Origin of the sequence: Streptomyces sp. NPDC002018, assembly GCF_042890865.1 — a bacterium.
Classification (GTDB): Bacteria; Actinomycetota; Actinomycetes; order Streptomycetales; family Streptomycetaceae; genus Streptomyces.
On sequence record NZ_JBIASO010000021.1, the window covers coordinates 119366 to 133373 of the forward strand.

Sequence of the window (14008 nt, forward strand, 5' to 3'; positions counted from 1 at the left end):
TGAACTCATGTGTACCCCCGATTTCGGTCAGGCGACGACGCTGAGGGTTCAAGGCCCTGCGATCGGTCGATCTTCTGGAGAAGGGCAGCGGTGATCTCGCCCCGAAGGGAGGCGCGATCGGTTGGTGCACGCGCCCAGTCACGAGCCACCCGGTACAGGCTTCCCAACCTGGAGCTGTCGTCCCTGCACGCGATGACCAGCACATCGAGTGCGGGGCCTCGGTAACGACCGCCTTCGCACACGGTCAGCCAACGCTCGATGCCGGGCTGCCAGCGTTCCCACGACCAACGACGCAGGATCCCGGCCCAGCCGGCGATAAGTGCGGCCCGCACGGTCGCGGATCGGATCAACCGAGCCGCGTCAGCCAATACGAGGAACAGAGCCGCATCGACATCGCCCTGTCCGGTGGCCGCCTCGGTATTGATCCGGCTCAGCAGTAGCCGGTACAGCCGGTTGTCGGAGCGCGTCATATGGAGCAATGACCGCTCCGCGTCCGTTCCTGCCGGGCCACTTGCCCGCCGCGCCAGGTGATGGAGGCGGACCAATGCCTGATCGGGGTGGGTTTGGGCCATTACTTCGGAACATACGAGGACCAGTACCTGTTGGAGTCTCGGACTCAGCTCGGTGCTGATCGACAAGTCGTAGATCTGCTGGCGGAAGTACCTGCCGTACTGCTCGTCCGAGAGACCGTACGCCAGGACCTGTGCCGCGTCGGGCATCCCCTTTGGTGAAGTGTTGTATGCCGTCCACCTGCAGGCCAGCGCGAACAGATCCTCCGGCCGTCCGGTACGCAGCCCTTGTTCGGAGAAACGGGCGATCACGTGTTCCCGTTCCTTCTGGCTGAGCCACGGCTGCTCCAGACGCTCCCCGATCCAGTCACGGAGCTGGAGGCGTACGTCCGGGAGGTACGTCCAGAAGTGACTCCGTACGGCACGGTCGTAGCCGATCTTGTTGAATCGGACATGGCCGGAAGGTTGGGTTTCCGCGCCGATCGCTTTGAATTCCGCGTTGAGATCGCTGTGCTCCAACCGTGGACGTTCGTCAGGCGGATGATCCAGGATTTTGAGCAGGGCTGTGCTGGCGGTGAAAACCGTGGCGGGCGTGGTGTCGTGAAACATGGCCAATGCGAGCAGCAAAGCCCGGCGCCGTCCCGTGTGTCGTGTGACCAGGTCTCCCGCAACTCTGGCGGTTTGATCCGTCAGTAGCGCGAGAGCGTGGCGTAACCAGTTCGGGAATCCTGCTTCGTCCCCCGCTGTGTCACGGAGGCGCCGGATCCGGTCGGCCAGATCGGCGACATCGCGCAAAGGGGCCTTTGCCAAGTAGGCCACCAGCTCCGGAGTGTCCAACTCGGAGGCCGAAGGGCTGATGCCGTCGCGGCGCAGATGGACTGCGAGGACTCTGTGTGCGGACGGACGCTCGATGTCCGCAGTGAGAGAGCGAAGATCGCTGCGTAATAGATAGGTGAGGTGATGCGGCAGGATTACGGTCAGATGGGCTCCCCGCCTGATGAGCTGCTCCCTGAAGTCCGAGAGTTGATTCTGAACCTCGATATAGCGTGTCTCGTCCGCCTGCGAGAGATCGAGGAGTAGCCGGTCTCCATCACGGATATCGGCAGTGTCGAACGGGGAGGAGGAAGATTCGTCGTCCCGTGTGTCGGGCAGTTCGTGGAGGCTGTCCTCCGCCTCGGGAAGCTCATGAAGCAGCATGAGAGCGGCCGCGCGCAGACCGCTGCCCGGACGGCCGGAGAGCAGGACTGCGTGGTGTGCGTTCAGCACTTTGCGGGCTTGTTGGAAATGGGTCGGTGGCACGAAGCGCTGGTAGAGCCGTGCTCGTTCGTCCTTCGCGATGGTGCGTGGCCGCCGTCGGGCCTGTTCGCGCAATCGTGAGGAGGCGGCTTCCAGGTAGACGTTCACCTGCGGCCCGTCGCCGCTGTGGACCGCACTCCGGGCCTCGTTGATGTATGCACCGTGGCCCCAGCTCACCGTTCGCCGTCCTTCCGGGACGTGCGTCGTCCGAACTCTTGCCGGATACCAACGTGACTACTTTCTGCGATGTAGTTGGTGCCGTCCCCGGTGATCCTCGGCTTGTGGATCTGGTTACCGTTCCCGGTGTGCAGCGGTCCGTGCGCCTCGTTCACAAAGGTGCCTACGGAGCCGCCGACCTGACCGATGCCCCCGGTCTGACCGTTGTTGCGGATGCCTCGTTCGTCTGCGGCCGATGGAGCGGATCGTGGAGCGGGGCGGCGGTCCAGGACAGCCAGTTCGGGGACTTGGCGGACGAGTCGGTCGCCCAGCCGGTCCATGTCGGTATCGCTCGCACGCAAGGAGAAGCGTTCGTACTGGCACTCCGCCAGTTCGGCAAGTGATTTGGGAAGCCGCCGTGCGTCCAACTGCTCGGTGCCGCGTCCGATCAAAAGTGGTACCACTAAGGTGCCGGAGATGAGAGCCTCCTCGATCTCGCGGCGGACCCAGTCCTGCCGATTCGTCAGTGCTCTTTGACCAGAACGCTTCGGGTCGGGGGCCTCAAGCCAGTGTTCGTCGATCAGTGCCAGGAGGACGCGGCTGCGGCGTACGCCATTGATGAGAGCGCCGATGTAATTGTTGCCCGGTTCGATTGATTTCGCGGCGAGGAAGACGCTGTCCTCACCGAATCTGGCGGACAGCCGCTCATAGCAGATGTAGGCCGCCTCCTTGCCGCCTCGGGTCCGGTAGTTGATGAAGACTTCGTGCATGAGCGTGTCCTTTCTAGGAATTCGTGATGACTGTCAGGACGGACGAGAGGTCGGGGCTCAGCTGTTTCACCGAGGCGTTGCGTGGGTGTCGTCGCAGTACATGCGCCAGTCGGCGCAGATCCGCGAAGATGGTCGCGGAGTGGGTGAGCCGTGCCGGGACGAGAACATCCCGGGTGAGGTGGCAGGCGTGGTCGATTTCTCCGGCAGCGGCATGGGCGAGGGCGCGCCTGACCCCGTACCTGGCCCGTGTCCGCATCGCATGTTCCGGGATGCGTGCGTGCTCCCGATCGAGCACCTCCGCAGCCCTGCGTGGTCGGCCCAGATCGTGAAGGCACCAGCCGGTGAACATGGACACCACATCGGGTATGTGTGACGCGCCGAGGACGGGTGACCCGGGGTCCCGTGTGTCCTTGGCGAGCAATTCCCGTGCCCGGTCGAGACTGCGCATGCAGACGTCGTATTGTCCGGCGGCCGCCGCGCTCTGTGCGAGATGCTGCGCCGCGAGCCCGCGGACGCGAGGCGATGCGTCACTGTTCATGGCTTGCCCGGACAGTTCGACCGCTTGGAGTACATCGCCGCGATACAGGCAGACGAGGGCTCGGCGGACGAGAGCGTACGTGGCGAGCTCGGTGTCGTCACCCGCTCGGGCGAGAACTACGGCGCGGTCTGTCCACCACAGAGCCGCCCCGTCGTCCCCCGACTCCTGGGCCATCCATCCCGTGTATTCGGCATAGCGGGACGCGAGTATCAGAAGGGCCTTTCGAGCCCGGGGGACAGTGCGTTTCGCGAGTTGTTCCAAGGTGTGAGTCTGCGCGATCAGAGGCGGGAGAACACTGGCAGGACCGGATGCCTGGCCGATACGCCGGAACTGGTCGAACAACATGCGAGACGCGTCCAGCACGGTCTCCGTACTGTTGCCTGCCTGGTCATGCCCTCCGAAGCCCTCCGCACGCGTTGCCAGCACCGAAGCCGCTCCGGCGGCCATCACGCTCCGGCGTCTTACTGCTTGGAACGAACTCGACCCGTTCTCGTCCAGGTGCATGAACCACACCTCCCCTTCGTGACCGGATTCGGGCAGAGGAGTGCCCCCCGCCTGCTGTGGTAACAGGTCGGAGAGCGCTCCTCCGGCCGCCAATTGGGCGTCACAGAGCCGGGCCAGCTCAGGAGTGGGGCGTTTGAGACCTCTCTCCACTTTACTGAGCTGGCCCTTGCTGTAGTGCACGAGCTTTCCCAGTTGCTCGAGCGACAGCGCCGCAGCGGAGCGTCGCCGTCGAAGTTCTCGCCCGAAGTCGTTTGTCTGATCAAGCACTTCAAACCTCCGTCACTCCGCGGCCGGGCTGCCGGTGAGCGACGTGCATCAGCGTGCGGCAGCCCGTGGAGCGGAACAAGGCGAATAGGGACGTTTCCCGTTTCCTCTGTAAGGAGGGAACAGGGGCTTCCCCTCTGTGTCGAGACGGCCACGCGAAGCGACGCTCGACTGCACACCGTGTCTGCCCTTGTCAGCGCTGTCTGGTAGGTATGGAGCTGTGAGCAGCGACGACAGGCAGCCCGGGGATCCCGGCGGTGGGGGGCCTGAGCAGCTTGCGCTCATTCGGGAGAGTGTGCGGAAGGCGAAGGTGCCGCGGGCGAAGCCGCGGACGTGGCGGGGGGCCGCGCTGGCCGCGGAGTTCCCGGTGGCGCGGGTGGTGGTCAACAAGGGCGTGCTGCACCTCGACCAGTTCTTCGACTACGCCGTGCCCGAGGAGCTGGACGAGGTGGCGCGGCCCGGGGTGCGGGTGCGGGTGCGGTTCGGGGCCGGGGCGCATCAGGTGCGGGGAGGGCGGCGCGAGGGCGGGCGGCTGATCGACGGGTTCGTCGTGGAGCGGCGCGCCGAGACCGACTACACGGGCCCGCTGGCCGCGCTGGCCGGGGTGGTCTCGCCCGAGCCCGTGCTCAGCGCCGAACTGCTCGGGCTCGCCCGTGCGGTCGCCGACCGGTATGCGGGAAGCCTCGCCGATGTCCTCCAGCTCGCCGTTCCGCCCAGGAACGCGCGGGCCGAGTCGAAGCCGTCGCCCGAGCCGCTGCCGCCGCCACCCGCGCCCGAGCCCGGGACCTGGGAGCGGTACGGCAACGGTCCCGCGTTCCTGCGCGCGCTCGCCGAGGGCGGTGCCCCGCGCGCCGTCTGGACCGCGCTGCCGGGACCGCACTGGGCGGACGAACTGGCCCGCGCCGTGGCGGCGACGCTCACCTCGGGGCGGGGCGCGCTCGTCGTCGTACCGGACGGACGGGTCGCCGCGCGCGTCGACGCCGCGCTCACGGTACTGCTGGGCACCGGCCGGCACGCGCTGCTCACGGCGGAGGCGGGGCCGGAGAAACGCTACCGGGAGTGGCTGGCGATACGGCGCGGAGCGGTGCGGGCGGTCGTCGGGACCCGTGCGGCCATGTTCGCGCCGGTCCGGGATCTCGGGCTGGTGGCCATCTGGGACGACGGCGACGGCAGCCACAGCGAGCAGCACGCGCCCCAGCCGCACGCCCGGGAGGTGCTGCTGCTGCGCGCCGCGCACGACAAGTGCGGTTTCCTGCTGGGCGGCACGGGATGCACGGTCGAGGCGGCGCAGCTCGTGGGGACGGGCTGGGCCCTGCCGCTGGCCGCGCCCCGGGAGCAGGTACGGATCGCCGCGCCCCTCGTCCGTACCGTCGGCGACGGCGAACTGGCCCGGGACGAGGCGGCGCGCGCGGCCCGGCTGCCCAGCCTCGCCTGGCAGGCCGTCAGGGAGGGGCTGAAGAGCGGCCCGGTGCTGGTCCAGGTACCCCGGCGCGGCTATGTACCGCGGCTGGCCTGCGACCGCTGCCGTACACCGGCCCGGTGCCGGCACTGCGCCGGACCGCTGGAGGCGCCCCGCGAGCGGGAACTGCGATGTGGCTGGTGCGGCCGCGACGAACCGGGCTGGCACTGCGTGGAGTGCGGAGCCACCCGGCTGCGCGCGCAGGTCGTCGGGGCCCGGCGGACGGCGGAGGAACTGGGCCGGGCGTTCCCGGCCGTCCCGGTCCGCACCTCGGGACGGGACCATGTACTCGACTCCGTACCGGGCCGCCCCGCGCTCGTGGTCAGCACGCCCGGGGCCGAGCCGGTGGCGGAGGGCGGTTACGCGGCGGCGCTGCTGCTCGACGGCTGGGCGATGCTCGGGCGGCCGGACCTGCGGGCGGGCGAGGAGGCCCTGCGCCGCTGGATACAGGCCGGCTCCCTGGTGCGCGGACAGAGCGAGGGCGGCACGGTCGTCGTGGTCGCCGAGCCCACCCTGCGGCCGGTGCAGGCGCTGGTGCGCTGGGACCCGGTGGGGCACGCCCAGCGCGAACTGGCGGAACGGGCCGAGCTGGGGTTCCCGCCGGTGTCGCGGATGGCGGCGGTGACGGGCCGCGCGGAGGCGGTGAGCACGTTCCTGGCCTCGGCCGGACTGCCACCCGACGCCGAGGTGCTCGGCCCTGTGCCGCTGCCGCCCACGGATCCGGGCAGACCGCGCCGGCAGGGCGATCCGCCGCCGGGGGAGCGCTGGGAGCGAGCACTGCTACGGGTGCCACCGGGCAGCGGCGCGGCCCTGGCGGGCGCCCTCAAGTCGGCGCAGGCGGCCCGGCTGGCGCGGGGCGGCGGTGAGCCCGTGAGGGTCAGGATCGACCCCCCGGACATCGGCTGACCCCGGACTGCCGCACGGGCCCTGTCGCCTACGGGCGGTGGGCCGCGCGGACGGTGCGGGCCCGGTGTGCCGCGCGGAATGCGCGGGCCTGCTGTGCCGCACGGACGGTGCGGGCCGGTGGAGGGCGGCTTCCCGTGCCTGGTCCCCCCGGCCCCCGTCTCCGTCCCCGGCCCTGTCTCCGTTCCCGGCCCTGGGCCGGGACAGTCCGCCCAGGTGGACACGCCTCCGTGCGGCACGCCTGCCGGTCGCCCTCGCGGGGGAGGCGCGGGCCTCCGTTCGTCCCCCGGGGGAGGGTCAGCCCCCGCGCGGGCCCGGGAAGGCGGACGCCCGGGGATCCTCGCGGAGTGACGGGGCCGTCGTGGTCGCCGTCGCCGTTGCCGTCGTGGTCGCTGTCGTTGTTGTCGCCGCCGTCGGCTGCGGCTGCGGCGGCATCGAGCGGGCCGCGGGGACCGCCGGGACCGCCGGGACCGCGCTCGGCACCGTGGCGGTCTCCTGCGCGCGGTCCGCCTCGGCCGCGCCCGGCTGCTGCGCGGCCCTGCGCGTGCCGTAACGGCGGTGCACCGCCTGCTTGGTGACCCCCAGCGCGGAACCCACCGCGTCCCACGAGAAACCCAGCGAGCGGTCGAAGTCCACGGCCGCGGTCACCAGGGTCTCGACACTGTCCCTCAACTCCTGTGCGAGGCGGACGGTCGGAGCGGGGGCCCTGCCGTAGACGACGAAGCCCGTGGACGGGCCGGAGCGGCGGGGGCGGTAGACATTGCCCAACTGGGCAGTGAGGGTGCGCAGCGCGTCCACCTGCCGCCGGACCCGCTCGATGTCCCGCACCAACAGGTGGAGACTTGCACGGGCTTGTGCGTCGTGGGTTGCGTGGTCGGCCATGAACAAGCCTCTCGAACCGGCGTGGAAAAGGATCCGGGCCGCACCGGTGCGGCCCGCGTTGGTCAATCTCTCTTGACAACGCGCCACCGGGCGATGTGGTCACGCTGCGGGGGCGTATGCGCATATGCGCGGGGCGCGCACACCGACGTACGCCCCCTGTCACCGTGGCCCATAGACTGGTGCGTCGCCCGTCACCGTACGTATCAGCCGAGATCGACCCGAAGCCAGCGTCAGCCCGAAGCCCCGATCAGCCCGAAGCCCCGATCAGCCCGAAGCCCGAGAGGCAGTCAGCCACCGATGAAGCTCGTCTTCGCCGGCACCCCCGAGGTCGCCGTACCCGCCCTGGACGCACTCATCGCCTCCGACCGGCATGAGGTCGCCGCCGTCGTGACCCGTCCCGACGCGCCCTCGGGCCGCGGTCGCAGGCTGGTCGCCAGCCCCGTCGCGCAGCGCGCGGAAGAGGCGGGCATCGAGGTGCTCAGGCCCGCCAAGCCACGGGACGAGGACTTCCTGGCGCGGCTGCGCGAGATCGGCCCCGACTGCTGCCCCGTCGTCGCGTACGGGGCCCTGCTGCCCAGGGTCGCCCTCGACGTGCCCGCCCACGGCTGGGTGAATCTGCACTTCTCGCTGCTGCCCGCCTGGCGCGGCGCGGCGCCGGTGCAGCACGCGGTCATGGCGGGCGACGAGATGACCGGCGCGGCCACCTTCCAGATCGAGGAGGGGCTGGACTCCGGACCGGTGTACGGGGTGCTCACCGAGCGCGTACGGCCCACCGACACCAGCGGCGACCTGCTGACCAGGCTGGCCTTCGCGGGCGCGGGACTCCTCGTCGCGACCATGGACGGGATCGAGGACGGCACGCTCAAGCCCGTACCGCAGCCCGCCGAGGGCATCTCGCTCGCGCCCAAGATCACTGTCGAGGACGCGCGGGTGGAGTGGGCGGCGCCCGCTCTCCGGGTCGACCGTGTCGTCCGCGCCTGCACCCCCGCGCCCGGTGCCTGGACCGTCTTCCGCGGGGAGCGCCTCAAGCTGATCCAGCTCGCGCTGCTGCCGGACCGTACGGAACTGGCACCCGGGGCGCTGGCCGTCGGCAAGAACAACGTGTACGCGGGCACCGGCTCGCACGATGTCGAACTGCTCTGGGTGCAGCCGCAGGGCAAGAAGCCGATGCGCGCGGCGGACTGGGCGCGCGGGGTACGGATCGCCCCGGGCGAACTGCTGGGCGCGGCGCACTGATCCCCGGCGCACCCGACGGCGGCCGGCCAGGCCGGACCGCACCCGACCGCCGGACCGCACCGGCCCACCGCCGGTGGCACCGGTCCGCACCGGCCTCGCTGGACCGGCCCGCCCCGCCGCACCGACCCGGTGTACCCGGCCCGACCGCACCGCCCCGTCGCACCGCACCCGCCCACCGCACCGCACCCGACCCGGTGCGCCCGCCCCGTACACGGTTCCTTCCGGCCGGCGGGGAGGCCCTACGCTGGGAGGGATCACCACCTCATCACCGCGGAGCACCTTTGAACGCGCAGGCCCCTCACCGTCCCGCCAAGCCCTACCGCCGCCCCAAGAAGGATCCCGTGCGGATCCTCGCGTTCGAGGCGCTCAGGGCCGTCGACGAGCGGGACGCGTACGCCAACCTCGTCCTGCCGCCGCTGCTGAAGAAGGCCCGCGAGAACAGCGCCTTCGAGGCACGGGACGCGGCACTCGCCACCGAGCTGGTGTACGGGACACTGCGCCGCCAGGGCACGTACGACGCGATCATCTCCGCCTGCGTCGACCGGCCGCTTCGCGAGGTCGACCCGCCGGTCCTCGATGTGCTCGCGCTCGGCGCGCACCAGCTTCTCGGCACGCGGATCCCCACCCACGCCGCGGTCTCCGCGAGCGTGGAACTGGCCCGGGTGGTGCTCGGTGACGGCCGCGCCCGGTTCGTCAACGCCGTGCTGCGGAAGATCGCGCGGGACGATCTGGACACCTGGCTGGAGCGGGTCGCCCCGCCGTACGACGAGGACGCGGAGGACCATCTCGCGGTCGTCCACTCGCATCCGCGCTGGGTGGTCTCGGCGCTCTGGGACGCGCTCGGCGGCGGTCGAGCCGGGATCGAGGACCTGCTCGAAGCCGACAACGAACGGCCCGAGGTCACCCTCGTCGCCCGTCCCGGCCGTGCCTCCACCGAGGAGCTGATGGCCGCGCTGGGCGAGGACGGCGCGCTGCCGGGCCGCTGGTCCCCGTATGCCGTACGGCTCAGCGAGGGCGGTGAACCGGGCGCGCTCGACGCCGTGCGCGAGGGCCGGGCCGGCGTCCAGGACGAGGGCAGCCAGCTCGTCGCGGCCGCCGTCGCCAACGCGCCCCTGGAGGGTTCCGACAGGCGCTGGCTCGACGGGTGCGCGGGCCCCGGAGGCAAGGCGGCGCTGATGGCCGCGCTGGCCGCCGAGCGCGGCGCCTCACTGCTCGCCGCCGAGAAGCAGCCGCACCGGGCCAGGCTCGTGGAGCGCGCGCTCGCCGGGAACCCCGGTCCGTACCAGGTCGTCGCCGCCGACGGCACCCGGCCGCCCTGGGTCCCCGGCGCCTTCGACCGGGTCCTGGTCGATGTCCCCTGCACGGGCCTGGGCGCGCTGCGCCGCAGGCCGGAGGCGCGCTGGCGCCGCCGTCCGGAGGACCTGGAGGGCTTCGCGCCGCTCCAGCGCGGACTGCTGCGCGGCGCGTTCGAGGCCGTACGGGTCGGCGGGATCGTCGGGTACGCGACGTGCTCCCCGCACCTCGCGGAGACCAGGGCCGTCGTCGAGGACGTCCTCAAGGGGCGCGGCGGTCCCGCGGTCCAGGCCGAGTGGATCGACGCGAGAGCGCTGATGCCGGGCGTACCGGCGCTCGGCGACGGCCCCGACGTGCAGCTCTGGCCGCATCTGCACGGCACGGACGCGATGTATCTGGCCCTGCTCCGCCGCACGGCCTGAGCCCGCCCCGCCTCCGTACCCGCCCCGCCTCCGTACCCGCGCGCCCCGCCTCCGTACCCGCCCGTACAACCTCCGTCCCCGCCTGTGGCCCGGCCGTCCCCGGCCGTCCCGGAGGGCGGGTACGGAGGCGGGGCGTGGGAATGAATCAGGGCGTTTGGGCGGACTGTGCCGCTCCCCTTCGGTATTGGTTCGCACAGAGGTACGCCGGGCGGTCGGGAAGTGCTCCGGAGCATGGCAGGCTTGGCACATGGCCCAGATCAACCCCAGCATCCTGTCCGCCGACTTCGCCCGTCTCGCCGAGGAGGCGACGGCGGTCGAGGGTGCCGACTGGCTCCATGTCGATGTCATGGACAACCACTTCGTGCCCAATCTGACCCTGGGCGTGCCGGTGGTCGAGGCGCTGGGACGGGCGACGGACATCCCGCTGGACTGCCATCTCATGATCGAGGACCCCGACCGCTGGGCCCCCCGCTACGTCGAGGCGGGCGCGGGCTCGGTGACCTTCCATGTGGAGGCCGCCGCCGCCCCCGTACGGCTGGCCCGCGAGATCCGGGCCAAGGGGGCGCGGGCGTCCATGGCGCTGAAGCCCGCGACGCCCGTCGAGCCGTACGAGGACCTCCTCCCCGAGCTGGACATGCTGCTGATCATGACTGTGGAGCCGGGCTTCGGCGGTCAGGCCTTCCTGGACATCATGCTGCCCAAGATCCGCCGTACCCGGGAGCTGATCTCCAAGCACGGTCTCGAACTGTGGCTCCAGGTCGACGGCGGGGTCTCGGCGAGCACCATCGAGCGATGCGCCGAGGCCGGCGCCGACGTCTTCGTCGCGGGCTCCGCCGTGTACGGGGCCGACGACCCGGCCGCGGCGGTACGTGCCCTGCGCGACCAGGCCGCCAAGGCCACCGCCTCGGCGTCCTGGGCGTGCGGACACGGAGCCGGCCACTGAGCAGGACCACGGCCGGCCCCCCGGCCGTCCACCGAGCCACGGGAATATGAACGGGGCCCATTCGGGCCGATCAAGGACCGCTGGATCTGACAGGATGAACAGCGAGTCCAGAGTGCGCACAGCAGTGAGGAGATCGCGGTGTCTGCAATGTCGGCGGGTCGGTCCGCCCTGCGGATGGGACCCGCGGAGCTGGTGCAGGCGGCGGCCATGGCCCGTCGCTTCTACCTTGAGGGAAAGTCCAAGATCCAGATCGCCGAGGAGTTCGGCGTCAGCCGCTTCAAGGTGGCCCGGGTCCTGGAGACGGCGCTGGAGCGCGATCTCGTGAGGATCGAGATCCGTGTCCCCGCCGAACTGGACGCGGAGCGTTCCGACGCGCTGCGCGCACGCTACGGACTGCGGCACGCGGTGGTCGTCGAGTCGCCCGCCGACGGCGGCGACGAGTCGCCCGACCCCGAGAACCTCGGTGAGGTCGCGGCCGATCTCCTCGGCGAACTGGTGGTCGAGGGCGATGTGCTCGGGCTCGCCTGGGGCCGCTCCACCATCCATATGGCGGCGGCGCTCGACCGGCTGCCCCCGTGCACGGTCGTCCAGCTCACCGGTGTGTACGACGCGGGAACCGCCGAGCGCGGCTCGGTCGAGGCGGTACGGCGCGCGGCCCAGGTGTCCGGCGGCGAGGCCCACCCCATCTACGCCCCGATGCTGCTGCCCGACCCCGCGACCGCCGCCGCGCTGCGCAACCAGACCGGTATCGCGCGCGCCTTCGAGTACTTCGACAAGGTCACGGTCGCCGCGGTCTCCATCGGCTCCTGGGAGGCGGGCATCTCCACGGTGCACGACATGCTCACCGACGAGGAGCGGTCCCACTACGCCTCGCTGGGTGTCGCCGCCGAGATGTCCGCGCACCTCTTCGACGCGGAGGGCCGCAGGGTCGGCCGTGACCTGGGCGAACGGTGCATTACGGTCGAGGCCGAGCGGCTGCGCCGTATCCCGGAGGTCGTGGCGATCGCGGGCGGACTGCGCAAGGGCGAGGCGATCGGCGCGGTCCTCAGATCCGGGCTGGTCACCAGCCTGGTGACCGACACCGCGGCGGCGGACTTCCTGCTGACCGAGTTCGAACCGGCGCCGCGCCCCGCGCTGGAGCGGTGCGACCCGGACGACTGACCGGCCCACGCGGGGCCGGGGGCACACGGTAAGCTCCTGGGGCAAGGCAGGTTCCACTTCCTGGCCTCGGAGCCCCCGTACCTCCCTTCCGCCTCGGAGGAGCAGACGATCACGGGGGCGTTTTGCTGCGCCTGCGGGGATGCGACCTGCGCCGTTTCCACAGGAAAATGTGAGATCTATGCGTTTCCTAGAGCCGGGTACCGGCCGCCATGTGGAGAGTGCTCCGGTTCCCTACGATCTGACGTACGACGATGTCTTCATGGTGCCGAGCCGCTCGGCCGTCGCCTCCCGCCAGGACGTGGACCTCTCCGCCCCGGACGGCACGGGCACCACCATCCCGCTCGTCGTCGCCAATATGACGGCCATCGCGGGCCGCCGGATGGCCGAGACCGTCGCCCGGCGCGGAGGCCTCGTCGTCATTCCCCAGGACATCCCGCTCGGCGTCGTCACCGAGGTCGTCTCCTGGGTCAAGACGCGCCATCTCGTCCTCGACACCCCGATCGTGCTGGCCCCCACCCAGACCGTCGGCGACGCGCTGTCCCTGCTGCCCAAGCGGGCGCACGGCGCGGGGGTCGTGGTGGACGACGGCAACCGGCCCGTCGGGATCGTCACCGAGCACGATCTGACCGGGGTCGACCGCTTCACCCAGCTCTCCGAGGTCATGTCGAAGGACCTGCTGCTGATCTCCGCGGACATGGACCCGCGCGAGGCCTTCACCACCCTCGACAACGCCAACCGCAAGCTCGCCCCGGCCGTCGACGCCCAGGGCGGTCTGGTCGGCATCCTGACCCGCAAGGGCGCGCTCCGGGCGACCCTCTACACGCCCGCCACGGACGCCGCCGGCAGGCTGCGCATCGCCGCCGCCGTCGGTATCAACGGCGATGTCGCGGGCAAGGCCGCGCAGCTCCTCGACGCGGGTGTCGACACCCTCGTCGTCGACACCGCGCACGGGCACCAGGAATCGATGATCGCCGCGGTCAGGGCGGTCCGCGCGCTCGGTCCCGCCGTGCCGGTCGTGGCGGGCAATGTCGTCGCCGCCGAGGGCGTGCGTGATCTGATCGAGGCCGGCGCGGACATCGTCAAGGTCGGCGTCGGGCCCGGCGCGATGTGCACCACGCGCATGATGACCGGGGTCGGCAGGCCGCAGTTCTCGGCCGTCGCGGAGTGCGCGGCGGAGGCGAGGAAGTCCGGCAAGCACGTCTGGGCCGACGGCGGGGTCCGGCACCCGCGCGATGTCGCCATGGCGCTCGCCGCGGGCGCCTCCAATGTGATGGTCGGCTCCTGGTTCGCCGGTACGTACGAGTCGCCCGGCGACCTCCAGCAGGCCGCCGACGGACGGTTCTACAAGGAGTCCTTCGGTATGGCCTCGGCCCGCGCCGTAAGGAACCGTACGAGCGAGGAGTCGGCGTACGACCGGGCCCGCAAGGGGCTGTTCGAGGAGGGCATCTCGACCTCCCGGATGTTCCTGGACCCGTCACGGCCCGGCGTCGAGGACCTGATCGACTCGATCGTCGCGGGGGTGCGCTCGTCCTGCACCTACGCCGGGGCGAACTCCCTGGAGGAGTTCGCGGAGAAGGCGATCGTCGGCGTCCAGAGCGCCGCCGGCTACGCCGAGGGCAAGCCCCTGCACGCCAGTTGGAGCTAGGTTTTGTCCGGCCCGGCCGACGGTACG

General features: G+C 71.2%; 10 protein-coding genes. 6 read left to right on the forward strand and 4 right to left on the reverse strand.

From position 1 onward, the window contains the following. Positions 1–5: 5 nt before the first annotated feature. From ACFYYH_RS28580 to ACFYYH_RS28590, 3 genes are read right to left on the reverse strand one after another with little or no spacing between them, the layout of a single operon-like run. Positions 6–1982, reverse strand: a complete 1977-nt coding sequence (locus ACFYYH_RS28580) for an ABC transporter substrate-binding protein (RefSeq protein ID WP_388556795.1) — start codon at positions 1980–1982, stop codon at positions 6–8. Beyond that, entirely contained in the window at positions 1979–2731 is a 753-nt protein-coding gene (locus tag ACFYYH_RS28585) for a toll/interleukin-1 receptor domain-containing protein (protein ID WP_388556798.1), read from the reverse strand. Before ACFYYH_RS28585 ends, ACFYYH_RS28580 begins: the two co-directional genes overlap by 4 nt. Positions 2732–2744: 13 nt before the next feature. Beyond that, the gene (locus ACFYYH_RS28590; RefSeq protein ID WP_388556801.1) at positions 2745–4040 is read right to left on the reverse strand and encodes a helix-turn-helix domain-containing protein; all 1296 of its coding nucleotides are present in this window, start codon (positions 4038–4040) and stop codon (positions 2745–2747) included. 217 nt (positions 4041–4257) lie between these two features. Between ACFYYH_RS28590 and ACFYYH_RS28595 the strand changes: the two genes are divergently transcribed. Next, positions 4258–6402, forward strand: a complete 2145-nt coding sequence (locus tag ACFYYH_RS28595) for a primosomal protein N' (RefSeq protein ID WP_388556804.1) — start codon at positions 4258–4260, stop codon at positions 6400–6402. Positions 6403–6696: 294 nt separating this feature from the next. On the opposite strand, the gene ACFYYH_RS28600 is transcribed toward ACFYYH_RS28595, so the two are convergent. Beyond that, positions 6697–7281 (reverse strand): hypothetical protein, encoded by a 585-nt coding sequence (locus ACFYYH_RS28600; protein WP_388556807.1) that lies wholly within the window; start codon positions 7279–7281, stop codon positions 6697–6699. 297 nt (positions 7282–7578) lie between these two features. Here ACFYYH_RS28600 and fmt point away from each other — a divergent pair, with 297 nt between their 5' ends. The 5 genes from fmt to ACFYYH_RS28625 all read left to right on the forward strand — a co-directional run bounded on the left by fmt (position 7579) and on the right by ACFYYH_RS28625 (position 13981). Next, positions 7579–8517: a methionyl-tRNA formyltransferase gene (gene fmt / locus ACFYYH_RS28605; protein WP_388556810.1), complete on the forward strand. Its 939-nt coding sequence runs from the start codon at positions 7579–7581 to the stop codon at positions 8515–8517. Positions 8518–8798: 281 nt separating this feature from the next. After that, positions 8799–10232 carry an RsmB/NOP family class I SAM-dependent RNA methyltransferase gene (locus ACFYYH_RS28610; protein WP_388556813.1) on the forward strand — a complete coding sequence of 478 codons (1434 nt, stop codon included), beginning with the start codon at positions 8799–8801 and terminating at the stop codon, positions 10230–10232. Between the two features lie 247 nt (positions 10233–10479). Beyond that, positions 10480–11175, forward strand: a complete 696-nt coding sequence (rpe, locus tag ACFYYH_RS28615) for a ribulose-phosphate 3-epimerase (protein WP_388556815.1) — start codon at positions 10480–10482, stop codon at positions 11173–11175. Between the two features lie 147 nt (positions 11176–11322). Then, positions 11323–12336, forward strand: coding sequence for a sugar-binding transcriptional regulator (locus tag ACFYYH_RS28620; RefSeq protein ID WP_388556885.1), 1014 nt, complete (start codon positions 11323–11325; stop codon positions 12334–12336). Between the two features lie 178 nt (positions 12337–12514). Next, complete coding sequence (locus ACFYYH_RS28625) at positions 12515–13981, forward strand: GuaB1 family IMP dehydrogenase-related protein (RefSeq protein ID WP_388556816.1); 1467 nt, start codon at positions 12515–12517, stop codon at positions 13979–13981. Positions 13982–14008: the final 27 nt, after the last annotated feature.